Source organism: Kitasatospora phosalacinea, from assembly GCF_030268885.1.
GTDB lineage: Bacteria > Actinomycetota > Actinomycetes > Streptomycetales > Streptomycetaceae > Kitasatospora > Kitasatospora phosalacinea_C.
Window position 1 is genome coordinate 63,193 of record NZ_BSSA01000019.1, and the last position, 22,615, is coordinate 85,807.

Annotated in this window: 16 protein-coding genes; 11 read left to right on the plus strand and 5 right to left on the minus strand. The window is 73.3% G+C overall.

Annotation, left to right across the window (positions count from 1 at the left end):
* Window positions 1-4: 4 nt before the first annotated feature.
* From QSK52_RS24920 to QSK52_RS24950, 7 genes are all read left to right on the plus strand, one after another.
* Entirely contained in the window at window positions 5-1,324 is a 1,320-nt protein-coding gene (locus QSK52_RS24920) for a sensor histidine kinase (protein ID WP_285738371.1), read from the plus strand.
* Window positions 1,309-1,968, plus strand: a complete 660-nt coding sequence (locus QSK52_RS24925) for a LuxR C-terminal-related transcriptional regulator (RefSeq protein WP_285738372.1) — start codon at window positions 1,309-1,311, stop codon at window positions 1,966-1,968. The genes QSK52_RS24920 and QSK52_RS24925 overlap by 16 nt, the downstream gene beginning before the upstream one ends.
* A gap of 201 nt (window positions 1,969-2,169) precedes the next feature.
* Window positions 2,170-3,447 carry a hypothetical protein gene (locus QSK52_RS24930; protein WP_285738373.1) on the plus strand — a complete coding sequence of 426 codons (1,278 nt, stop codon included), beginning with the start codon at window positions 2,170-2,172 and terminating at the stop codon, window positions 3,445-3,447.
* A 133-nt stretch (window positions 3,448-3,580) separates the two neighbouring features.
* Complete coding sequence (locus tag QSK52_RS24935; protein WP_285738374.1) at window positions 3,581-4,558, plus strand: ABC transporter ATP-binding protein; 978 nt, start codon at window positions 3,581-3,583, stop codon at window positions 4,556-4,558.
* A complete protein-coding gene (locus QSK52_RS24940) occupies window positions 4,555-5,997 on the plus strand; it encodes an ABC transporter permease (RefSeq protein ID WP_285738375.1) in 1,443 nt (480 codons plus the stop codon). The genes QSK52_RS24935 and QSK52_RS24940 overlap by 4 nt, the downstream gene beginning before the upstream one ends.
* Before the next feature lie 5 nt (window positions 5,998-6,002).
* The gene (locus tag QSK52_RS24945) at window positions 6,003-8,747 is read left to right on the plus strand and encodes a bifunctional YncE family protein/alkaline phosphatase family protein (protein ID WP_285738376.1); all 2,745 of its coding nucleotides are present in this window, start codon (window positions 6,003-6,005) and stop codon (window positions 8,745-8,747) included.
* Between the two features lie 360 nt (window positions 8,748-9,107).
* A complete protein-coding gene (locus QSK52_RS24950; protein WP_285738377.1) occupies window positions 9,108-10,274 on the plus strand; it encodes an endo-1,4-beta-xylanase in 1,167 nt (388 codons plus the stop codon).
* A gap of 352 nt (window positions 10,275-10,626) precedes the next feature.
* Here the strand turns inward: QSK52_RS24950 and QSK52_RS24955 are convergent, their stop codons facing one another.
* The 4 genes from QSK52_RS24955 to QSK52_RS24970 are packed head-to-tail and all read right to left on the minus strand — an operon-like array spanning window position 10,627 to window position 16,062.
* Complete coding sequence (locus QSK52_RS24955) at window positions 10,627-12,996, minus strand: beta-glucosidase (protein WP_285738444.1); 2,370 nt, start codon at window positions 12,994-12,996, stop codon at window positions 10,627-10,629.
* Between the two features lie 8 nt (window positions 12,997-13,004).
* Window positions 13,005-13,823, minus strand: a complete 819-nt coding sequence (locus QSK52_RS24960) for a carbohydrate ABC transporter permease (protein ID WP_285738378.1) — start codon at window positions 13,821-13,823, stop codon at window positions 13,005-13,007.
* On the minus strand, window positions 13,823-14,758 hold the full coding sequence (locus QSK52_RS24965) for a carbohydrate ABC transporter permease (RefSeq protein ID WP_285738379.1): 936 nt from the start codon (window positions 14,756-14,758) through the stop codon (window positions 13,823-13,825). The genes QSK52_RS24960 and QSK52_RS24965 overlap by 1 nt, the downstream gene beginning before the upstream one ends.
* Window positions 14,759-14,769: 11 nt before the next feature.
* Window positions 14,770-16,062 (minus strand): ABC transporter substrate-binding protein, encoded by a 1,293-nt coding sequence (locus tag QSK52_RS24970; protein ID WP_285738380.1) that lies wholly within the window; start codon window positions 16,060-16,062, stop codon window positions 14,770-14,772.
* A 155-nt stretch (window positions 16,063-16,217) separates the two neighbouring features.
* Between QSK52_RS24970 and QSK52_RS24975 the strand changes: the two genes are divergently transcribed.
* The 4 genes from QSK52_RS24975 (at window position 16,218) to QSK52_RS24990 (ending at window position 21,527) form a co-directional block, all read left to right on the plus strand.
* On the plus strand, window positions 16,218-17,243 hold the full coding sequence (locus QSK52_RS24975; protein ID WP_285738381.1) for a LacI family DNA-binding transcriptional regulator: 1,026 nt from the start codon (window positions 16,218-16,220) through the stop codon (window positions 17,241-17,243).
* Between the two features lie 141 nt (window positions 17,244-17,384).
* Complete coding sequence (locus QSK52_RS24980) at window positions 17,385-18,647, plus strand: FAD-binding protein (RefSeq protein ID WP_285738382.1); 1,263 nt, start codon at window positions 17,385-17,387, stop codon at window positions 18,645-18,647.
* A 451-nt stretch (window positions 18,648-19,098) separates the two neighbouring features.
* Window positions 19,099-20,133: a polysaccharide deacetylase family protein gene (locus QSK52_RS24985; protein ID WP_285738383.1), complete on the plus strand. Its 1,035-nt coding sequence runs from the start codon at window positions 19,099-19,101 to the stop codon at window positions 20,131-20,133.
* A 440-nt stretch (window positions 20,134-20,573) separates the two neighbouring features.
* Window positions 20,574-21,527, plus strand: coding sequence for a glycoside hydrolase family 11 protein (locus tag QSK52_RS24990; RefSeq protein ID WP_285738384.1), 954 nt, complete (start codon window positions 20,574-20,576; stop codon window positions 21,525-21,527).
* Between the two features lie 50 nt (window positions 21,528-21,577).
* Here QSK52_RS24990 and QSK52_RS24995 read toward each other — a convergent pair whose 3' ends face one another.
* A complete protein-coding gene (locus QSK52_RS24995; RefSeq protein WP_285738385.1) occupies window positions 21,578-22,615 on the minus strand; it encodes an SDR family oxidoreductase in 1,038 nt (345 codons plus the stop codon).

The following is a 22,615-nucleotide window of genomic DNA, read 5'->3' on the forward strand; positions in this document are numbered from 1 at the left end:
GGAAGTGGGCGGGGTCTCGTGGGGCGGGCCGGTGCGGTGGGCGGCCGCGGTCGGGGTCGGGCTGTGGCGCTCGGCCGTGCTGGTGGCGTCGACCTGCCTGCTGGCGGTGGTCGCGGTGCCGGTGGGGTGGGCGGGGTCCGCGCTGGCCTACTCGTGGTCGGCGGGGACGACGGCGGCGCTGCCGCTGCGGGCGCTGGCGGTGTTCGGGGAGACCCTGCTGGTGGCGCTCTGGGTGGGGGTGGCGGTGTGGACGGTGCACCCGTTCACCAGCCGGCCGCTGGCGGGGGCGGCCCGCCGGTGCGCGGCGCGCTGGCTGGGCCTGGAGCTGGCGGTGGAGTACCGGCGGGCCCGGCCGGTGACCCGGATGGCCACGGGGTTCTGGTGGGACGGGCAGGAGTACCACCGCTCCGAGCGGGAGGCCCGCCGCCGGGCCGCGGTGCACGCCCGGTTCCACGACCCGCAGCTGCACGGGGACGGGGTGTGGATGCTGGCCGCCGCCGTCACGGTGCTGCCGGTGGCCGCGCTGCCGCTGCTGGGGCTGGGGTTCGGCGCGGCGCTGCTGCCCGGCCGCCCCGCCGCCGGGGCGGCGCTGGTGCTGGCGGGCCTGGCCGCGGCGCCGTTCGCCTGGCGGGTGCTGGGGCCGGTGGGGCGCCGCCTGCTGGGGCCGGTGGCCTCCACCCGGCTGGGGTGGCGGGTGGCCGAACTGGAGGGCATCCGGGCCGACCTGACGCAGACCCAGGCCGCCGAACTGGAGCGGATCGAGCGCGGGCTGCACGACGGCGCGCAGGCCCGGCTGGTCGCGCTGGGCATGTCGGTGGGCGCCGCCGAGCACCTGGTCGACCGGGACCCGGAGGCGGCGAAGCGGCTGCTGGCCGAGGCCCGGGCCACCTCGGCGGGGGCACTGGCCGAACTGCGGGCGCTGGTGCGCGGCATCAACCCGCCGGTGCTGGTCGAGCGCGGCCTGGTGGACGCCGTCCGGGCCCTGGCGCTGGACGCCGCGGTGGAGACGGAGGTGGTCAGCGAGGTGCCGTCGCGGCCCGAGCGCCCGGTCGAGGCGGCGCTGTACTTCTCCGTCGCGGAACTGCTGGCCAACGCCGCCAAGCACGCGCACGCCCACCTGGTCCGGATCGAACTGTCGTACGCGAACCGGGTGTTGACTGCTACGGTGAGCGACGACGGAATCGGCGGGGCGGCCGCGTCCGCCGGGTCCGGGCTGAGCGGCGTCGAGCGCCGCGCGGCGGCCTTCGGCGGGCGGCTGGAGATCGACAGCCCCGCCGGGGGACCCACTCGTATCACCGTGGCGGTGCCGTGCGAATTGTCGTAGCCGAGGACCTCTTCCTGCTCCGGGAGGGGATGGTGCGCCTGGTCGAGGCGTACGGCCACCAGGTGGTCGCCGCCGTCGACAACGGGCCCGCCGCGCTGGAGGCGCTGCTCGCCCACCGGCCGGACGTGGCGGTGGTCGACGTCCGGCTGCCCCCGGCGTTCTCCGACGAGGGCCTGCGGGCCGCGCTGACCGCCCGTCAGCGCTTCCCGGGCCTGCCGGTGCTGATCCTCTCCCAGCACGTCGAGCAGCTGTACGCCCGGGAGCTGCTCGCGGACGGGCACGGCGGCGTCGGCTACCAGCTCAAGGACCGGGTGCTGGACGCCGCCCAGTTCATGGACGCCGTCCAGCGGGTCGCCGACGGCGGCACCGCACTGGACCCGACGGTGGTCGCCAAGCTGCTGGGCCGCCCGGCCCGGGCCGACCCGCTGGCCGCGCTGACCGACCGGGAGCGCGCGGTGCTGGCGCTGATGGCCGAGGGGCTGTCGAACGCGGCGATCGCCACCCGGCTGTTCCTCTCCGAGGGCTCGGTCAGCAAGTACACCACCGCGCTCTTCGCCAAGCTCGGCCTGGCCGACGACCAGGACACCAACCGCCGGGTCCGGGCCGTCCTCGCCTACCTGGACGCCGGGCGGCAGGAGGGCTGACCCGTCACGGGCCGCCGGGGCGGACCAGGCCGGTCTCGTGGGCGGTGCCGGCGGCCCGGGTGCGAGGGCGTCCGGCACCGCGGCCACCCGGTCCCCGGCCCTTGACGGCGGGGTCGTCCATCGGCGGGCGAGGACGCCCGGAGCTGATCATCCGTCAGAAGTACCCGCACGAACGGACCTCCGCCCCCAGGGGGAGGGCCGATGCTCCGGGAGGCCGACGCCACCGCCCGCGCGGACCGGGAGGCTGGAGGCACCGAACCGGACCGGCCCGAGCCGTCCCGCACCGGCCCGTCCCGCACCGCACCGCACCGCACAGACCCGGAGGTCACGGTGGCCACCCCCGCCCGCACCCCGCACCGCCCGTCCTGGCCCCGCCGCTGGCCCGCCTGGGCCCCCGCGGTCGCCGCCCTGTGGGCCGGCGGGTACGCCGCGCTCCAGCTCGGCTGGGCCGCGACCCGCACCACCGTCCCGTGGAAGGCCCACTCCGCCTACCCGCCCGTAGCGCTCCTGCTGCTCGCCGCCCTCGCCCTCGCGGCCGGCGCGGCCGCCCTGACCACCGCCCGCCCGGGCGGACGGGACGGCAGCGCCGACCGGACCGACCCGGGTGGCCGCAGCGGCCCGACCGCGCTCGGCGACCGGGTCGGCCGGGGCCTGGCGACCTGTGTGCTGGCGGTGGCGGTGGCCGTGTTCGCGGTGGGGGCGAGCGGGCTGCCGGTGCACTTCGTGAGCCTGGCGGCCCTCTCCGGACCGGAGAGCGCCACCGGGCTGGCGCAGGTGGTGCTGGACGCCGTCGGGGCCGCGCTGCTGCTGCTCGTCCTGCTGGCCCACCGGCGGCGGGTGCGCGGCCGGTGCCCGCGCTGCGGGCTGGCGCACGGCGGCGCGGTCGACGGCCCGCTGGTGCACCCCGCCGCGTCCCGGGCCCCGGGCCGGACCAGGACCGCGGCGTACCTGCTGGTGTGCGGGCTGCTGCCGTGGGCCGGGGTGAAGACGGTGTGGACGCTGGGCGGCAGCGCGCTCGGCGTCACCGCCGAGGCCTGGGACCGGGCGGTGTCCCCGGGCGAGTCGGGGGCGGCGGCGGCCACCGCGGCGGTCGGGGTGGACGTCACCGTGCTGGCCGCCCTGGTCGCGCTCCTCCTGCTGCTGGGGCTGCTGCACCCGTGGGGGCAGGTGTTCCCGCGCTGGACGCTCCCGCTGGCCGGACGGCGGGTGCCGCGGCTGCTCCCGCTCGTCCCGGCCTGGCTGACCGGCGTCCCGCTGGCGGTCTACGGGGTGGTGCTGAACGCGATCGCCGCGCTGACCGCCGTCGGCGTGCTGCACCCGGTCGAGCCGCAGCCCCCGTTCACCGCCTCCTGGCAGCTGACCTGGATGGTCGAGTTCGGCGGCCTGGCCTTCACCGGCCTGGGCACCGCCCTGGTCCTGGCCGCCCGCTCCTACGGCGCCCGCACCCACCCGGCCTGCGCCGCCGCCCCCGCCCGGTAGGCCGCACCGCACCCGCCCCCGCCACGGACGCACACGCTCCTCACCCGCCGTTCCGTGAACGTTCAGGAAGCGCCTCCTGACCGCGCGTCATCACGTCCCTAGGGTCTCCTTCGGCTACGGAGGAAGGGACTTCATGGACGCACTCCTCGCGGTCCGGGCCCGCGGCGTCACCAAGTGCTTCGGCGAGGTCGTCGCGCTCGACGGCGTCGACCTGGCGGTGGCCCGGGGCCGGATCCACGGCCTGGTGGGGCCGAACGGCGCCGGGAAGACGACGCTGCTGGGCCTGCTGCTGGGGCTGGCGGCCGCCGACCGCGGCAGCCTGGAGATCCTGGGCACGCCGGTCGGCCGGACGCCGGCCGCTCCCGAGGGCGTCGCCGGGTTCGTGGACGGCCCGGGCCTGTACCCCTCGCTCACCGCCCGGCAGAACCTCGCCGCGCTGGCCGCGCTGCGCGGCCGGGCGGCGGACCGGGCGGCGGACCGGGCGGGCGTCGCGGACGCGCTCGACCAGGTCGGGCTGGTCGACGTCGCCGACGACCGGGTGGGCGGCTTCTCGCTCGGCATGCGCCAACGCCTGGGCCTGGCCGCCGCGTTGCTCTCCCGGCCGCGGCTGCTGGTGCTGGACGAGCCCGCCAACGGGCTGGACCCGGCCGGCAAGCGGCACGTGCACGGGGTGCTGCACCGGCTCGCGGCGCAGGGCACCGCCGTCGTGCTCTCCAGCCACCGGATGGACGACCTGGAGGCGCTCTGCTCGGAGGTCACCATCCTCGCCACCGGACGGGTCGCCTTCTCCGGCCCGCTGCGCGAACTCGCCGCCGGGGACCGCGAACTGGACTACCGGCTGCTCACCTCCGACCCGGCGGCGGCCCGCCGGACGGCCGCCGGGACCCCCGGCGTCCGGCTGCTCGACCCCGACCCCGCCGGGCCGCCCCCGGACGCCGAACGGCTGGTGCTGCGCGCCCGGGTGCCCGCGCTGGACGTCCTGGTGTCCCGGCTGGTCGGGGACGGCGTCGCGGTGCGTGAACTGGCGCCCGTGGTCTCGCCGTTGGAGGCCGCGTTCCTCGCCCTCACCGAACAGCAGCAGCGTCCGCAGCCGGAAGGGGCCCGCCGATGACCACCGCCCGCACCGGGACCGAGGCCGGGGCCGAAGCCGGGACCGAAGCCGGGACCGGGACCGAGGCCGCGCCCGGGAGCCCGCCCGTCGCCGGGGCGGTGCCCGGAGCGCCCCCGGCCGGCCCGGTGCCGCTCGCCCGGGTCTACCGCTTCGAGCTGGTCAAGCTGTTCGCGCCGTGGCGGATCCGCCTGCTGCTGCCCGCCTGCTGGCTGGCGCCGGGCCTGTTCGTCGCCGCGGTGGCGCAGCAGGGGACGCTGCCCACCGACACCCTGTTCGGCCGCTGGATGCACGCCACGGGGTGGGCCGGTCCGCTGGTGGTGCTCGGGTTCGCCGGCAGTTGGGCGCTGCCGCTGCTGACCTCGGTGGTCGCCGGTGACGTGTTCGCCGCGGAGGACCGGCTCGGCACCTGGCGGCACCTGCTGGTGGCGGTCCGCTCGCCGCGCCGGATCTTCGCCGCGAAGGCGCTGGCCGCGCTGAGCGTGCTGGTGCTGCTGGTGGCGGGGTTGGCGGTGTCGGGTGCGGTCGGCGGGCTGCTGGCGGTGGGCGACCGTCCGCTGGTGGGCCTGGACGGGCACCTGCTGTCGCCGGGGGACGCCGCCGCGCGCGTCCTGCTGGCCTGGCTGTGCGCGCTGGCACCGACGCTGGCGCTGGCCGGGATCGGCCTGCTGGGGTCGGTCGCGCTGGGGCGCTCCCCGATGGGGCTGCTGCTGCCCGCGGTGGTGGCGCTGGCGGTGCAGTCGGCGCAACTGCTGCCGCTGCCGGTGGGGGTGCGGCTGGCGCTGCCCGGGTACGCGTTCGTCTCCTGGAACGGCCTGTTCACCGCCCCGGTCCAGGCCGGTCCGCTGCTGGTCGGGGTCGCGGTGGGCCTGGTGTGGGCGGTGGTGGCGACCGTCGCGGCCCGGCTGCTGTTCCTGCGGCGGGACTTCACCAATCCGGTGCAGGACGGTGCGGGCCGGCGGGCGGCGGTGCTGGGCGCGCTGCCGCTGGCGGGGCTGCTGGTGCTGGGCGTCGGGGTGCTGACCCCGCTGGCCCGGGGCGCCGGTTCCGGGATCACCCAGCAGAAGGTGCAGCGTTCGGTGGCGACCGCCTTCGCCCACCTGTACCGGCTGCAGGCCGCCGAGCTGAACCGCCCGGACGTCACCGAGGCGCAGTTGGCGGTGGCGGTGGCCTGCGACAAGGGCAGCACCCTGGTCGATCCGGTGGGCCCGGGCAACGACTGGCGCTGCACCGTGTCCTGGCACCTGCCGGGCACCGAGGCCACCGGGACGGCGGTCTACCAGCTCGACGTCGCCCCCGACGGGCGCTACGTCGCCGACGGCGACGGGCCCAAGGACGTGAACGGCTACTTCCTGGTGCGCACCGCCACCGGGGACGCGCCCAACCCGCTCTGGCAGTTCGACGGCAACGTCGAGCTGCTGCCGGCTCCTTCGAAGGGATAGCAGTCATGCAGGTCACCCGCCGCCGGATCGGCGACGACGCCCCGCTCCCCCACCGCCCCCGCCGCCTGTCCCGGACGGTGCTCACCGCCGCCACCGCGGTCGTGCTGGCCGCCGGGGCCGGGGTCGGCTTCGCGCACGCCGACCCGTTCGGCGACCGCCAGGTCGGCCAGGCGTACGAGCAGGGCCTGTTGGTCTCCGACAACCAGTACGTCGACCCGTACGGCGAGCGGCTGGTCGTCCCCAACGGGAAGATCACCTCCTCGACGGTGAGCCCGGACGGCACCCACCTGGCGGCCGCGGTCACCGACGGCGGTTCGGCGCTGGCGATCGTGGACGTGCGGACCTGGAAGGTGCAGCAGCTGGTCGGCAGCGGCGCCGCCTCCGTCCCGCGGATCAGCAGCAACAGCGTCGGCCAGGAGGGCCCGGCGTACTCGCCCGACGGGAAGCAGCTGTGGCTGGCCCAGCCGGACGGCTACACCCGCTTCGACGTCGCCCCGGACGGCAGCGTCGCCCGCCCGGTGTACGTGAAGATCGCCAAGAGCGGCGCGCAGCAGGCCCTGGTGGCCGGGCTGGTGTTCTCCGCCGACGGCCGCACCGCGTACGCGGCGGTCAACGGCCAGAACCGGGTGGTGGCGATCGACACCGCCGCGGGCACCGTCACCCGCAGCTGGCCGGTCGGCAACGCGCCGCGCGGCCTGGCCCTGGCGGGCGGCAAGCTGTACGTCAGCAACGAGGGCGGGCGGCCCGCGCTGCCCGGCGAGAGCACCATCAACTCGTACGGCACCCAGGTCCCGGCCGACCCGGACACCGGGGCCACCACCACCGGCACGGTCAGCGTGATCGACCCGGCGGACGGGTCCGCCGCGCCGCGCAGCATCGACGTGGGCCTGCACCCGACCGCCGTGTACGCCAAGGACGGCGCGGTGTTCGTCACCAACACCGCGAGCAACAGCGTCTCGGTGATCGACACCCGCAGCGAGCAGGTCGTCCAGACGATCGCCACCCGGCCGTGGTCCGAGGCCGCGATCGGCTACGAGCCGAACGCGGTGGCCCTCACCGACGACGGCCACCTGCTGGTCACCCTCGGCCGGGCCAACGCGATAGCCGTCTACCGGTACGCGGGCCCGCGGGAACCGGCGAGCTACGTCGGCCTGCTGCCCACCGACTACTTCCCCGCGGAGGTCACCGCCTCGGGCAACGACGTCCTGGTCGCCAACACCCGCGGCGTCGACGCCCGCCGCCCCACCACCGCGGCCGGGCACGCCACCCACGACACCACCTCCAGCGTGGTGCGCTTCACGCTGCCGAGCGACAAGGAGATCCGCAAGCGGACCGCCGAGGTCTTCGCGCAGAACAACTGGACGCACCACGCGGCCGAGCTCGCCACCGGCAACAAGGCCAGGGCCGTGCCCGTCCCGGACAGGATCGGCGACCCGTCGACGATCGAACACGTCTTCCTGATCGTCAAGGAGAACCGCACCTACGACCAGGTCTACGGCGACCTGCCGCAGGGCAACGGCGACGCGTCGCTCGCCCAGTTCGGCGCGAACGTGACGCCCAACCAGCACGCGCTGGCCACCCAGTTCGGGCTGTACGACAACACGTACGACATCGGCACCAACTCCGCCGAGGGCCACAACTGGCTGATGCAGGCCGACAACCCGGAGTACACCGAGTCCTCGGCGGGCGAGTACCTGCGCAGCTACGACACCGAGGACGACGCGCTCGGCCACCAGGCCAGCGGCACGCTGTGGAGCGGCGCCCAGGCCGCGGGCCGGTCGGTGCGGGACTTCGGCGAGTTCCACCAGTTCCTCACCAAGCCGTCCGGCGCGACCTGGCAGAACCTGTACTGCGACAGCAGGACCATGGCCGCCACCGGCGCCGCCTCGGCCTACCGGCTGGTCTCCTCCTCGCCGATCCCCTCGCTCAACGCGGTGTCGGTGCCCGCCTTCCCGAAGTTCGACACCAGCGTCCCGGACGTCTACCGCGCCGAGATCTGGAAGCAGGACTTCGAGCGCAACGGCCCCGCGAACCTCAACATGCTCTGGCTCTCCAGCGACCACACCGGCGGCCCCGCCAACGCGGCCGCCCAGGTCGCCGACAACGACCTCGCGGTCGGCCGGATCGTCGACGAGATCACCCACAGCCCGTACTGGAAGAGCTCGGCGATCTTCGTGGTCGAGGACGACTCGCAGGCGGGCCTGGACCACGTCGACGGGCACCGCGCGCCGATCCAGGTGATCAGCCCCTACGCGCAGCACGGCGCCGTCGACAGCACCTACTACTCGCAGATCAACCTGATCCGCACCATCGAGCAGATCCTCGGGATCAAGCCGATGAACCAGAAGGACACCGCGGCCACCCCGATGACCGGCGCCTTCACCCGCACCCCCGACTACACCCCGTTCACCGCCCTGCCCAACCGCACCTCGCTCACCAACGGCCTGGCCACCGCCCCCTCCTGCGGCCTCGACGTCCCCGCCCCGCAGGACCCGGCGGCGGCCGCCGCCCCGACCGGGAGCGTCCCGGCCGCCGAGGCGGAGACCGCGCGGAAGTGGTCGGACTGGAAGCAGCAGCAGCACCTGACCGGGCCCGACGCCGCAGCCGACCGCGCCAACCCGGCCCAGCTGAACCACCTCACCTGGTACGAGGCCCACGACTGGAGCACCCCCTACCCCGGCGAGCAGCGCGTCCTCGCCCCGGCCGACGTCCCCGGTGCCTTCCTGCCCGCCGCGGAGAACGAGGGCTGACACCGCTCCGACCGGAGGCCCGTCCCCCTGCCCGCCGCACCGCACCGGTGCGGCGGGCAGGTCCGTTTCGGCGGGCCGCACCGAGCAGGAGGGTAGGCGGAGACCGGCCGACCCGTCAATGAAAACTTCCGATAGTGCGCCTGAAAGTTTTGCTCGTGGCCCATCGGTCCGATTTCCGGTACTAACCTGCCCTGACCGGCCACTGACCCGGAAGGCCCGCGAGGAAAGAGGCAACTCCTGATACGTGCAGTGTTATTGACTGGGGCCGATTTCCGGCACTAGCTTCTTGGAAGTTCGATCGATGTATCGAAAGTTTCGAAATTCCTTCCCCGACCACCCTCAGGTGCCAAGGAGTTCGTTGTGAAGCCACGCCGCCAGCTCGCGGCCGCGGTTGCCACCGCTGCCGTCCTCGCGCTCGTCCCCTCCGCGATCGCGTCCGCCGCCCCCGACCAGGGCGGCAACAAGAAGCCCTCGGTCCCCGCCGACTCGCTGCGCGCCCTCGGCGACCGCCAGAAGCTGGGCATCGGCACCGCCGTCGACGACGCCCACCTGGGCAGCGACAAGCCGTACACCGCGATCGTCGCGGACCAGTTCTCCGTCGTGACGCCGGAGAACGCCATGAAGTGGGAGTCCGTCGAGCCCACCCGCGGCACCTACGACTGGGCCGCCGCCGACCGCCTGGTCGCCTTCGCCGGGGAGCACGGCCAGCAGGTCCGCGGCCACACCCTGATGTGGCACAACCAGCTGCCGTCCTGGCTCACCACCGGCGTCGACAACGGCACCATCACCAAGGACCAGCTGCGCGAGATCCTGCACCAGCACGTCACCGACGAGGTCACCCACTTCCGCGGCAAGATCTGGCAGTGGGACGTCGCCAACGAGGTGTTCGCCAACTCCTGGGACCCGAACCCGCTGCCCAACGGCCTGAACGGCGACGACTTCTGGATCAAGAACCTGGGCGAGGGCGTCCTCGCCGACGTGTTCCGCTGGGCCCACCAGGCCGACCCGAAGGCCCTGCTCTTCTACAACGACTACAACATCGCCGGCCAGGACGGCAGCAACGCCAAGTTCCAGGCCGTGCACGACTTCTTCGCGAAGCTCGTCGCCCAGGGCGTCCCGGTCAACGGCATCGGCGAGCAGGGCCACCTGGACACCCAGTACGGCTTCGACGGCAAGCGCTTCCAGGCCGACCTGCAGTCCTACGGCGACCTCGGCCTGAAGGTGGCCGTCACCGAGGCCGACGTCCGGACCTTCGTCAACAACGCCACCGAGCAGGTCCCGACCAGCCAGCTGGCCGCCTTCGCCCAGCCGTACGAGTTCTCCCAGATGCTGACGGCCTGCCAGCTGGTCGACCAGTGCATCTCGTTCACCGCCTGGGGCGTCTACGACGGCGACTCCTGGATCCCCGGCACCTTCGCCGGCACCGGCTACGGCCTGCTCTACGACGTCAACATGGCGCCCAAGCCCGCCTACTACACCCTCCAGCAGGACCTCGCCCTCGCCGCCCGCCCGGGCGGCAAGAAGTAACACCCCCTCCGAACAGCCGGCCCGCAGGAGCCCCCACCCCCACGGGGAGCCCCTGCGGGCCGGCCCGTTTCCCGGCCCCGGACACCCGGACACCCGGACACCCGGTGGAAGGCTCCCCCGGCGCCCCGCCCGCCGCTGTGCCGGACCCACCGCGCGGTCGCAGCCGCCCGCGGAGGAGCCCCCCGGCCCCGCGGCACCGCACCCCCGGCGCCCCTCCCGGTGCCCTCCCGCCGCCCTCCGGCGGCCCCTCCCCGTGCCCTCGGGCGTGGCTCCGGAACGGCGCCGGAGACGACGCGGCCGCGCCCCCTGCCCGCGGGTGCGGGAGGGGGCGCGGCCGTCGGGGTGGTGCGGGTCAGGCGGTGCGGATGTCCGCGTGGAGGCGGCGGGTGTGGTCCAGGGGGCGGACCGGGCCGGTGAGCTGGACGGTGGCGGTGAGGTGGGCGGTGGTGCTGGAGGCGGCCACCCGCAGTTCCAGGGCGCCGGGTTCGACGATCCGGCGGCCGTCGCGTCCGGTGAAGGAGGCGAGGTCGGCGGGGACGTCGATCAGCACGCGGGTCTGCTCGCCGGGCTCCAGGGTGACCCGGCGGTAGCCGATCAGGCGCTGGACGGGCTGGACCACGCTGGCGACCGGGTCGTGCAGGTAGAGCTGCACGGTCTCGGTGCCGGTCCGCTCGCCGGTGTTGCGCAGGGCGAAGGAGAGGGCGAGCGTGCCGTCGGTCCCGGCGGTGCCCCGTTCGACCTGGAGGTCGGTCCAGTCGAAGGTGGTGTAGCCGACGCCGTGGCCGAAGCCGAACGCCGGGGTGGGGTCGGTGCTGGAGACCTCGCTCGGGCCGGCCAGGCGGGCGGCCAGGTAGGTGGAGGGCTGGACACCGGGCCGGGCCGGGATGCTGACGGGCAGTCGGCCGGACGGGTTGACCCGGCCGCTGAGCACCCCGGCGACCGCCTCGGTCCCGGCCTCGCCGGGGAAGAAGGTCTGCACCAGGGCGGCGGCCTCGGTGACGGCGCGCCCCAGCGCGTAGGGGCGGCCGGCCAGCAGCACCGGGACGACCGGCGTCCCGACGTCCAGCAGGGCGTCGAGCAGCTGCTGCTGCACGCCCGGCAGGTCGAGGGACTCCACGTCGCAGCCCTCGCCGCTGGTGCCGCGGCCGAACAGTCCGGCCCGGTCACCCAGGGCGAGGATCACCACGTCGGCGCGGCGGGCGGTGTCGATCGCCTCGGCGAACCCGGAGGTGTCGGTGCCGTCGACGTCGGTCCCGGCGACCGTCCAGATCTCGCTGCCGGGGAACTCGGCGGCCAGCGCCTGGCGCAGCGTGGGCAGTTCGATGCCGACGGGGACCTCGGGGTGCTGGCTGCCGACGTGCACCGGGAAGGCGTAGCAGCCCAGGACGGAGGTCGGGGTGTCGGCGTTGGGGCCGATCAGGGCGATCCGTCGCGGGGAGCGCAGCGGGAGGGTGCCGTCGTTGCTGAGCAGGACCACGGCCCGCTCGGCGATCTCGCGGGCGAGGGCGCGGTTCTCCGGGCGGTCCAGGTCGACGCTGCCGCGCAGCGCGGCCGGGTCGTCCAGCGAACGTCCGGCCAGGACGGCGGGGACGGCGTCCCAGTCCTCGTCCAGCAGGCCGAGCTCGGCCTTCTGGGCCAGGACGCGGCGCAGCGCCCCGTCGATCAGCGCCTCGGGGACGGTGCCGTCCTCGACGGCCCGCAGCAGGGGGTCGCCGAAGGTCTTGACCGTGGGGAGCTCGACGTCGACGCCGCTGGCCAGGGCGAGGGCGGCGGCTTCGGCCCAGTCCCCGGCGACGCCGTGCAGCACCTTGAGGAAGGCGATGCCGAAGTAGTCGGCGACCACGGTGCCGTCGAAGCCCCAGGTGTCGCGCAGCAGCCCGGTCAGCAGCTCGCCGTCGGCGGCGGAGGGGATGCCGTCGGTGTCGGTGTAGGCGTGCATGACGGAGCGCGGGCGGCCCTCGCGGACGGCCATCTCGAAGGGCGGCAGGATGACGTCGGCGCGTTCGCGGGTGCCCATGTTGACGGGGGCGAGGTTGCGCCCGGCGCGGGAGGCGGAGTACCCGGCGAAGTGCTTGAGGGTGGCGATGATGCCCGCCGACTCCAGGCCCTGCACGTAGGCGGTGGCCACGGTGCCGATCAGGTACGGGTCCTCGCCGATGGTCTCCTCGACCCGGCCCCAGCGGCCGTCGCGGACCACGTCGAGGACGGGGGCCAGGCCCTGGTGGACGCCGACGGCCCGCATGTCGCGGCCGATCGCGGCGGCCATCTCGCGGATCAGGTCGGGGTCGAAGGTGGCGCCCCAGGACAGCGGCACCGGATAGGCGGTGGCGCCCCAGGCGGCGAAGCCGGCCAGGCACTCCTCGTGGGCGAGGGCGGGGATGCCGAAGCGGTTCGCGGCGGCGATCCGCTGCTGGCTGCGGGCCAGCGAGAGCGCGCCGAGCGCCGGGTCGACCGGGCGGGTGCCGAACGGGCGGGTCAGCTGGCCCAGTCCGTTCGGGAGCAGCTCGTCCAGGTCGGGCGGCTCCTCCATGTCGTGCTGGTGCGGGGCGACGTCGCCGCCCTCGTCGGAGGCGCCGACCCAGAGGCCGACCAGCTGGCCGAGCTTCTCGGGCAGGGTCATCTCGGCGATCAGGGCGTCCGCGCGCTCCGCCGGGGTCAGCGTGCGGTCGCGCCAGCGGGGCGCCGCGGTGGCGGGGGCTTCGGTAGGAACGGCCAGGTTCATCTTGTCGGTCACTTTCCTCCGACGCCCATGAGGCCCTGGACCAAGGCGCGACGGGCGAACAGGTAGACGATGAAGATCGGGAGCATCGACAGCACGACGGCGCTGAGCAGGCCGGGCACGTCGACGCCGTGCTCGGTCTGGAAGTTGTACAGGCCGAGGGTGATGACCTTGCTGCTCTCCGACTGGGTGAGGATCAGCGGGAACAGGAAGCCGTTCCACGCCTGGAGCGCCGAGAAGACCACGATGGAGGACAGACCGCCCTTGGAGAGCGGCACCACCATCTGCCAGAACACCCGCCACGGGGTGGCGCCGTCCATCGCCATGGCTTCGTACAGCTCGTTGTTGATGTCGCGCATCGCGCCGGTCAGCACCAGCGTGCACACCGGCAGGCAGAACGCCGCGGTGGGCAGGATGACGCCGATCAGGTGGTCGTACAGTCCGGCCTTGCTGATGACGTAGAACATCGGCACGATCACGGCCTGGGCGGGGATCGCCAGGCCCAGCAGGAAGATCCGGAAGACCGTGCTGATGGTCCTGCCCTGGGCCCGGACGATCGCGTAGGCCAGCGGGGGCACGACGAGCAGCACGATCGCGACCACGCTCACCGTGACGATCACGGTGTTGAGGAAGTCCTGACCGAAGCCGTTGGAGAAGTCGTCGACGTAGTTCTTCAGGGTCAGGTGCTCGGGGAAGCTGAGCGGACCCTCGGAGGAGTAGCTGGCGCGGGTGCGGAACGTCGAGATCAGCAGGACGTACAGCGGGAAGCCGACGACGACCAGCCAGACCAGCGAGCCGAGCCCGGCGAGGTAGTTGGGACGCCTGCGCATCACAGTCCCTCCGTCGTGCCGCGCATCTTGTCGTAGCCGGAGAGGCGGACGACGGCGAGCGAGATCAGGGTGGCGACCACCACGAGGACCAGGGCGATGGCCGAGCCGGAGCCGAAGTCGAAGCTCTTGAAGGCCTGCTGGTACATGTAGAAGGCGCTGTTGGTGGTGTCGGTGCCCGGGCCGCCCTGGGTCAGGATCAGCACGGTGTCGAAGGTGGTGAGGCCGCCGACCAGCATCAGGATCACCGAGGTGATCATGGTGTTGCGCAGCTGGGGCAGGGTGATGTGCAGGAACTGCCGGACCTTGCCCGCGCCGTCGATCGCCGCGGCCTGGTAGAGCACCTGCGGGATCGCCCGGGCGCCGCCCTGGTAGAGCAGGGCGTGCATCGGCGTCCACTGCCACATGCCGACGAAGGTCAGCACGGCGATGGCGCCGCTCTGCGAGCCCATCAGGTTGCCGTCCCCGAACAGCCACTCCATCTGCGAGGGGACGCCGAAGTTGGGGTCGAGGATGGCGCGCCAGACCACCGATATCGCGGTGGCGGACAGCAGCAGCGGGATGAAGAAGATCGCGGACAGCACGGCGCGGTTGCGCTGGTGCCCGGCGGCCCACACGCCCAGCAGGATGCTGACCGGGGTCTGCACCACGACGCCGGCCACGGTCAGCACCAGGGTCAGCCAGATGCTCTGCGTCATCACCGGGTCGTGCAGCAGCTTGGTCCAGTTGTCCAGGCCGTTGAAGGTCGGCGCGCCGACGCCGTCCCAGCTGGTGAAGGACAGCACCGCGACCAGCACCAGCGGCAGGATCGCGAACAGCAGGAAGAAGACGGTGGCGGGCACCGCCCAGACCAGGCCCGGGCGGGTCACCCCGACGCCGGCCCGGCGCCCGGCACGCGCACGGCGGCCGGGCCCGGACCCGAGGGAGGAAGTACTCATGGAGATTCGTCTCAGGAGGCGGGCAAGGCCTGCATGGCCTTGATGAAGCCGTCCACGTCGAGCTTGCCGCTGAAGAACTGCTGCACGGCGGTGTGGATGGGCGTGGCGGCGGCCGGCGGGTACGCCTGGTCCCAGGAGAGCTGGAACGACGGGGCGGCCTTGACCAGGTTGTACTGGTACTTCGAGTACTCGGGGCTGGCCGAGGTGTCCAGGAACTGCTCGGTGTTGGTGGTGGTCGGCAGGTTGCCGATGCCGAGCTGGGCCTTCACGAACTCGTCGGAGTACATGAGCTTGAGGAACTCGGCGGCTTCCTTGGGGTGCTTGGTCTTCTTCAGCACCGAGTAGAAGTTGTTGGTGTTGCCGACCAGGTCCGCCGGGTCGCCCTTGCCACCGGGCACGGACGGGAAGTTGCTGTAGCCGAGGTCGTTCTTGGCGAAGTCCGGGCTGGCGTCCTGCTGGGTGGCGTACGCCCAGGAGCCCATCAGCTCGAAGGCCGCCTTGCCCTTGGCCAGCAGGGCCGGGGAGCCGCCGTCGGTGAACTTCACCGAGTCGAAGTTCGAGCCGAACGCGCCGGCGTCGACCAGCTGCTTGAGCATGCCCAGCGCCTTCTTCGACTCCGGGCTCTCCCAGGCGGTCTTGTCGCCGGACAGCGCCTTCTGGAACAGTTCGGGGCCCGCGACCCGGTCGAAGACGTACTCGTACCACATCAGGGTCGGCCACTGGTCGCCGCCGCCGAGCGCGAACGGGGTGATGCCCTTGCCCTTGAGCACGGTGACGGCGTTGAGCAGCTCGTCCCAGGTCTTCGGGACGCTCAGGCCCGCGTCCGCCAGCACCTTCTTGTTGTTGAACAGCAGCACCGGCTGGGTGCCGCGCATCGGGATGCCGTAGGACTTGCCGTCGATCACCGCGGTGTTGAAGACGGAGGAGAGGAAGTTGCTCTTCAGGCCCGGGTCCGCGGCGATCATGTCGTCCAGCGGGAGGAGCAGGTCCGCCTTGACGTACGGCTGGATGCTGCCGCCGCCCCAGTTGAAGAAGATGTCCGGCGCCTGCGGGGTGTTGATGATCGTGTTCAGCTTGGACTGGTAGTCCGCACCGGGGATGGTGTCCAGCACGACCTTGACCTTCGAGGTCTTGTTGAAGGTCTCGACGATCTGCTTCTCGACCTTGTTGCTGGCGTCGCCGTAGACCAGCACGTGGATCGTGTTGGAGCCGCCACCAGCGGAGGACCCACTGCTGCTGCAGGCCGTCACGGCCACGGTCGCCAGGGAGAGGCCGAGGGCCACAGCGAAAGCGCGTCTCTTCATCTGGGGGTCTCCTAAAGTTTCGAGCCGAGTCCCGAAATAACTGCCTGGCCGGGACGCTAAGTTGCGAGCATGTTGCGGGTCAACCCCTCGCGCCGAGGGTTACTGAAGCGTGATCCGGGGGTTGGCCCGCAGCGCCGGTGCCCTATGCTGCGTCCATGGAAAAGGGCGATGAACTGGGACGGGTCACCCTCGCGGACATCGCGCGAGAAGCCGAAGTCTCGGTTTCGACGGTTTCGAAGGTCCTCAACGGACGTACCGACGTCTCGGCGTCCACCCGGAACCGGGTCGAGCGCGTGTTGCGGGAACACGACTACCAGCGCGCCGCCCGCAACGGCGGCGAGGCACCGCTGATCGAGATCGTCTTCCACGAGCTCGACAGCCTCTGGGCGATGGAGCTGCTGCGCGGCGTCGAGAACGTCGCCAACGAGCACGGGGCCGCGGTGGTGGTCGCCCACAGCGGCTCCCGGCACGCCCCCGGGCCCGGCTGGATAGACGCGGTGCTGCGGCGGCGGCCGCTCGGCGTGGTGCTGGTTTTCTCCAGCCTCCCGCCCGAGCTCAAGCGCCAACTCCGGGCCCGCTCCATCCCGTTCGTGGTGATCGACCCGGCGGGCAACCCCGACCCGGACGTGCCCTCGGTCGGCTCCGCGAACTGGGCCGGCGGCCTGGCCGCCACCCGGCACCTGATCGAACTCGGCCACCGGCGGATCGGCATCGTCACCGGCCCCGAGGACACCCTCTGCTCGCTCGCCCGGCTCGACGGCTACCGCTCCGCGATGTCGATGGCCGGGATGGAGATCGACCCCGAGCTGATCGCCTTCGGCGACTTCCACACCGAGGGCGGCTTCGCCCGCGCCAAGCAGTTGCTGGAGCTCCCCGACCGGCCCACCGCGATCTTCGCGGGCAGCGACCTGCAGGCGCTCGGCGTGATGGAGGCGGCCCGGGTCTGCGGCCTGCGCGTCCCCGAGGACCTCTCCGTGGTCGGCTACGACGACCTGGACATCGCCCAGTGGACCAGCCCCGCGCTGACCACCGTCCGCCAACCGCTGCGCGAGATGGCCGAGCAGGCCGCCCGGCTGATCCTCGCCCTGCGCAGCGGGGAGATCGGCGCCGCCCCGACCCGGCTGGAGCTCTCCACCACCCTGGTGGTGCGCTCCAGCACCGTCGCACCCGGGCCGCGCTGAGCCGGGGAGACCGCGGTTTCGAAACTTTCAGCCTCCCGCCCCTTGCCCTGCTGACCTCGGCGGACTAATTTGTAGTTCGCCATTGCAAATGGGAACGGCCGTACGTCCGGGCGCCCCGCACCGACCCCTGGAGGTGCACCGATGACGACCACCGACCCGCTGGGCACCGGCCCGTCCGGCACCGGCCCGCTCAGCAACTGGGCGGGGAACCTGGTCTTCGGCGCCCGCGCCGTGCACCGGCCGCGCACCGTGGAGGAACTCCAGGAGCTGGTCCGCCGCAGCGAGCGCGTCCGGGCGCTGGGCAGCGGGCACTCCTTCAGCCCGGTCGCCGACACCACCGGCGACCTGGTGCTGCTGGACGGCCTGCCGACCCGGATCGAGATCGCCCCGGACGCCCGCAGCGTCACCGTCTCCGCCGGCACCCGCTACGCGGAGCTGGCGGTCGCCCTCCAGGCGGCGGGCCTGGCGCTGGAGAACCTGGCCTCGCTGCCGCACATCTCGGTCGCCGGGGCCACCGCCACCGGCACCCACGGCTCGGGCGACGGGCGCCGCTCGCTCGCGGCCGCCGTCCGCTCGCTGGAGGTGGTCGGCGCCGACGGCGAACTGCGCACCACCTCGCACCCCGGCGCGGTGGTGCACCTGGGCGCGCTCGGCGTCGTCACCGCGCTCACCCTGGACGTCGTCCCCGCCTTCGCCCTGCGCCAGCACGTCCACCTCGGCCTGCCGCTGGCGCAGTACGCGGCGCACCTGGACGAGGTGCACGCGGCCGGGTGGAGCGTCAGCCTGTTCACCGACTGGGGCTCGGACACCGGCCGGGTCTGGGTCAAGCAGCTCGACGACGGCACCCCCGCCGCGACCGTCCCCGGCGCCCGGCCGGCCGACGCCCCGCAGCACCCGGTGCCGGGCATGCCCACCGTCCACTGCACGGCCCAGCTCGGCGTCCCCGGCCCGTGGCACGAGCGACTGCCGCACTTCCGCCCCGAGTTCACCCCGAGCAGCGGCGCCGAGCTGCAGTCGGAGTACCTGCTGCCGCGCCCGGCCGCCCCCGCGGCGATCGCCGAACTCCGGGCCCTGGGTGCGCGGTTGGCGCCGGTGCTGCACATCTCCGAGGTGCGCACGGTGGCCGCGGACGAGCTGTGGCTCAGCCCCGCGTACGGGCGCGACTCGGTGGCCTTCCACTTCACCTGGAAGCCGGAGCCGGACGCCGTCGCCCCGGTGCTCGCAGCCGTGGAACGCGCCCTGCTGCCGCTGGGCGGCCGCCCGCACTGGGGGAAGGTGACGCACGGGCCGCGGGCCGCCGCCTACGAGCGACTGGACGACTTCCTGGCGCTGCGTCAGGAGCTCGACCCGGCGGGGAAGTTCGGCAACGCCTTCACCAACGGGCTGGCCGCCGACCGGACCTGACCCTCCGTCGGCGCCGCCCGGCCACCACTGCTCCGCCGCCCGGGAGGCACCCCGCTTCGCCCGCCCGGTGCGCGGTACCCGTCCGCTGCCCGCCCGGACCTCGACCGAGGTGCGGGCGGGCAGCGGACGGGCCGATCGGCCGTCGGCCCGCAACGACGCGGAACCCGCCGACGGCCGGTCCAGGCTTCCGGCACGGCAGTTGACCCGCCGCCAGGCTCCGAAACTCGATCGGTCCGCGGTCGGCGCCCCCGGGCGAAACGCTCCCGTCGTTTCCCGCTGTCATTGCCGAGATTTTTCGAATGTTGCCAGAAAGTTTCTACCGGGGCGTTGACACTAGAAGTGTCCGGGTCAAAACTCGTCGCAGTCGGCCGTCGCCGACTTCACCCGAGCCGGGTCGCCGGTTCCATCCGCCTCCCGGGCTCCCCCGCGAACCACGAGGAGTCGCACCCCCATGCGCTTCACCATGCTCTCGCCGCGCCCGCTGGTCGCGGCCCTGGCCGCCGCCGCCACCCTGGCGACCGGCCTGGCCCTGACCACCGCCGACCCCACCTCGGCCCGGGCGGCCGGCTGCAGCGGCTACGTCGGACTCACCTTCGACGACGGCCCCTCCAACGACCACACCCCCGCCCTGCTCAACGCCCTCCAGCAGAACGGGCTGCGGGCCACCATGTTCAACGAGGGCCAGTACGCGGCCGCCTACCCGGCCCAGGTCCGGGCCGAGGTGGCGGCCGGGATGTGGGTCGGCAACCACAGCTACACCCACCCCCACCTGATCCAGGAGAGCCAGGCCCAGATCGACTCCGAGGTCGGCAACACCCAGAGCGCCATCGCCAACGCGGGCGGCGGCACCCCGAAGCTGTTCCGCCCGCCGTACGGCGAGACCAACGCGACGCTGAAGACCGTCGAGGCCAAGTACGGCCTGACCGAGGTGATCTGGGACGTCGACTCGCAGGACTGGAACGGCGCCACCACCGCCGCGATCGTCCAGGCCGTCGGCCGCCTCACCAACGGCCAGGTCATCCTGATGCACGAGTGGCCCGCCAACACCCTCGCGGCGATCCCGCAGATCGCCCAGAGCCTGGCCTCCCGCGGCCTGTGCGCGGGCATGATCTCCCCGCAGACCGGCCACGCGGTCGCCCCCACCGACGGCGGCACGGGCGGCACCACCGGCGGCACCACCGGCGGCACCACCGGCGGCAGCACCGGCGGTACGGGGGGCGGGAGTTGCACCGCGACGCTCTCCGCGGGCCAGTCCTGGAGCGACCGGTACAACCTGAACGTCTCGGTCACCGGCTCCAGCACCTGGAAGGTCACCGTCAAGGTGCCCTCGCCGGAGAAGGTCAGCGCCACCTGGAACGTCAACGCCAGCTACCCGGACGCCCAGACCCTGGTGGCCACCCCCAACGGCTCCGGCAACACCTGGGGCATGACCATCATGAAGAACGGCTCCACCACCTGGCCCACCGTCAGCTGCAGCACCAGCTGAACCCGATTCCGGGCAGCCGGAAACCGCCTTTCCCGGGGCACGCGGGAAAAGCGGAAACCATAGGTCGTGCACGTACCTCACAGGCTGCGAAAGTCGTGCGCCCCCACCTCCCGGGTGCGCATTCCGCGACCCCGGCGGCCGCTCCGCGGCCCGCCCGACCCCTCCTCGCTTTCGAAACTTTCGAAGCCATCTGATCGAAAATTGTGCCGCACTGCGCCGCCGCGCGCCATCGAATACGAAGGATCGGCGTTCGACTGCCCCTCCTTCCGCCCGGCCACAAGGGCGCTGATCAGCAGTTTCCCTGACGAGGACTCAACTCGCCGACAGCCGACGCATTCGGAAACTCTGTCGAAAGTGTTGACAGTCCCTCGGGCGCCCCCCAACACTGTCGCCGGGCCCCACCCCGTTCCCCCACCCACCCACAGAACGGACCCCCACCCATGAAGCTGCGCCACAAGGCTCGCGTCCTGCCGCTCGCCCTGGCCGCCGTCGTGCTGCTGCCCGGCACCGCCGACGCCGCGACCATCACCAACAACCAGACCGGCACCGACGGCGGGTACTTCTACTCGTTCTGGAGCGACGGCAACGGCTCCTCCTCGATGTCCCTGAACGGCGGCGGCAACTACAGCACCTCCTGGAGCAACGTCGGCAACTTCGTGGCCGGCAAGGGCTGGAGCACCGGCTCCCGCAACCCGGTGACGTACTCCGGCACCTGGAGCACCAACGGCAACGCCTACCTGTCGCTCTACGGCTGGACCACCAACCCGCTGGTCGAGTACTACGTGGTCGAGAACTACGGCTCCTACAAGCCCACCGGCACCTACAAGGGCACCGTCACCACCGACGGCGGCACCTACGACATCTACGAGACCACCCGCTACAACGCCCCCTCCATCGAGGGCAACAAGACCTTCAACCAGTACTGGAGCGTCCGCCAGTCGAAGCGCACCGGCGGCACCATCACCGTCGGCAACCACTTCGACGCCTGGGCCCAGCACGGCATGAACCTCGGCACCATGAACTACGAGATCCTGGCCACCGAGGGCTACCAGAGCAGCGGCAACTCCAACATCACCCTGGGCTCCTCCACCGGCGGCGGCGGCACGGGCGGCGGCGGCACCGGCACCGGCAGCTGCACCGCGACGCTCTCCGCGGGCGACTCCTGGAGCGACCGGTACAACCTGAACGTCTCGGTCACCGGCTCCAGCACCTGGAAGGTCACCGTCAAGGTGCCCTCGCCGGAGAAGGTCAGCGCCACCTGGAACGTCAACGCCAGCTACCCGGACGCCCAGACCCTGGTCGCCACCCCCAACGGCTCCGGCAACAACTGGGGCATGACCATCATGAAGAACGGCTCCACCACCTGGCCCACCGTCAGCTGCACCAACGCCTGATCCCGAACTCCCCCGACGGCCCCGGCCGTTGGATGCACCGGCGGGTGCGTTCAGCGGCCGGGGCCGAGGAGCGTCCAGGGTTCGGGGCGGGCCAGGGCGAGGCGGGGGCGGCGTTCGGCCCAGTGGCGGACGGAGGCGGCCATCGCAGCGGCCGGGTCCGGGACCTTCCAGGTCGGTGTGAAGGGGCGGCGCATGCTGGTGTAGCTCTGGAACATGGCGAGGAGCTTGACGGCCTGGTGCTGGACGGGCGTGAGGTGCCGTTCGGCGAGCGGGAGGAAGAAGCGGTTCCAGCTCTCGGTCGGAACCAGCGGCGGCCGGTCCAGGGGTGCGGCGCCGTGCGCGGCGCGGAAGGCGTTGAGGGTGCCGAGGATGACGTCGAGCAGGGCGTCGAGGTCGAGGCCGTCGGCCCCGGCGGCGATCACCTCGGTGCGGGGCCGTTCGGGCGGCGCGGACAGGACGGCGGAGGCCAGCGCGGCGGCGACCTCGTCGACGGGGCTGATCTCGGCGTGACCGGCCGGGTCGCCGACCACCACGGCGGCCGTGCCGGAGACCAGGGCCTGCAGCATCGTGTACGGGCCGGAGAAGCGGGCGATCTCGCCGGTGCGGCGGCGGCCGACCACCAGCGGCGGGCGGACCAGGGTGAGCGGGCCGGGGTGCTGCTCGCGGGCGATCTCCTCGCAGCACGCCTTGGACCACTCGTAACCGTTGCGGTAGCCCGCGAACTCGCTGCCGCGCAGGTCCTCCGGGTTGCGGACGCCGCCGACGTACGCGGTGGAGACCTGGACGAGGTGGGTGTCGCGGTCGGCGAGGGCGAGGACGGCGCGCAGCGGGTCGAGGTTGGCGGCGGTGGCCTCGTCGCGGCCGAGCGTCCAGCGGGTGCTGGCGGCGGCGTGCACGATGACGTCCCAGTGGCCGGCCAGGGCGGCGGGCGGCGGTTCGGTGCCCATCCGCCAGTGCACGACGCCGTCGCCGCGGCGGGCGACGGGGACGAGGTCGAGCGGGCGGCCGTGCTCGGGGGCGGCGGCGCGCAGGTGGTGGGCGAGTTCGGTGCCGACGACACCGGTCGCCCCGGTGAGCAGGACGCGCAT

Coding starts and splice junctions, on each gene's coding strand:
- QSK52_RS24930 (WP_285738373.1), top strand. CDS start 2,170: ATGCTCCGGGAGGCCGACGCCACCGCCCGCGCGGACCGGGAGGCTGGA.
- QSK52_RS24935 (WP_285738374.1), top strand. CDS start 3,581: ATGGACGCACTCCTCGCGGTCCGGGCCCGCGGCGTCACCAAGTGCTTC.
- QSK52_RS24940 (WP_285738375.1), top strand. CDS start 4,555: ATGACCACCGCCCGCACCGGGACCGAGGCCGGGGCCGAAGCCGGGACC.
- QSK52_RS24945 (WP_285738376.1), top strand. CDS start 6,003: ATGCAGGTCACCCGCCGCCGGATCGGCGACGACGCCCCGCTCCCCCAC.
- QSK52_RS24955 (WP_285738444.1), bottom strand. CDS start 12,996: ATGAACCTGGCCGTTCCTACCGAAGCCCCCGCCACCGCGGCGCCCCGC.
- QSK52_RS24960 (WP_285738378.1), bottom strand. CDS start 13,823: ATGCGCAGGCGTCCCAACTACCTCGCCGGGCTCGGCTCGCTGGTCTGG.
- QSK52_RS24965 (WP_285738379.1), bottom strand. CDS start 14,758: ATGAGTACTTCCTCCCTCGGGTCCGGGCCCGGCCGCCGTGCGCGTGCC.
- QSK52_RS24970 (WP_285738380.1), bottom strand. CDS start 16,062: ATGAAGAGACGCGCTTTCGCTGTGGCCCTCGGCCTCTCCCTGGCGACC.
- QSK52_RS24975 (WP_285738381.1), top strand. CDS start 16,218: ATGGAAAAGGGCGATGAACTGGGACGGGTCACCCTCGCGGACATCGCG.
- QSK52_RS24980 (WP_285738382.1), top strand. CDS start 17,385: ATGACGACCACCGACCCGCTGGGCACCGGCCCGTCCGGCACCGGCCCG.
- QSK52_RS24985 (WP_285738383.1), top strand. CDS start 19,099: ATGCGCTTCACCATGCTCTCGCCGCGCCCGCTGGTCGCGGCCCTGGCC.
- QSK52_RS24990 (WP_285738384.1), top strand. CDS start 20,574: ATGAAGCTGCGCCACAAGGCTCGCGTCCTGCCGCTCGCCCTGGCCGCC.
- QSK52_RS24995 (WP_285738385.1), bottom strand. CDS start 22,615: ATGCGCGTCCTGCTCACCGGGGCGACCGGTGTCGTCGGCACCGAACTC.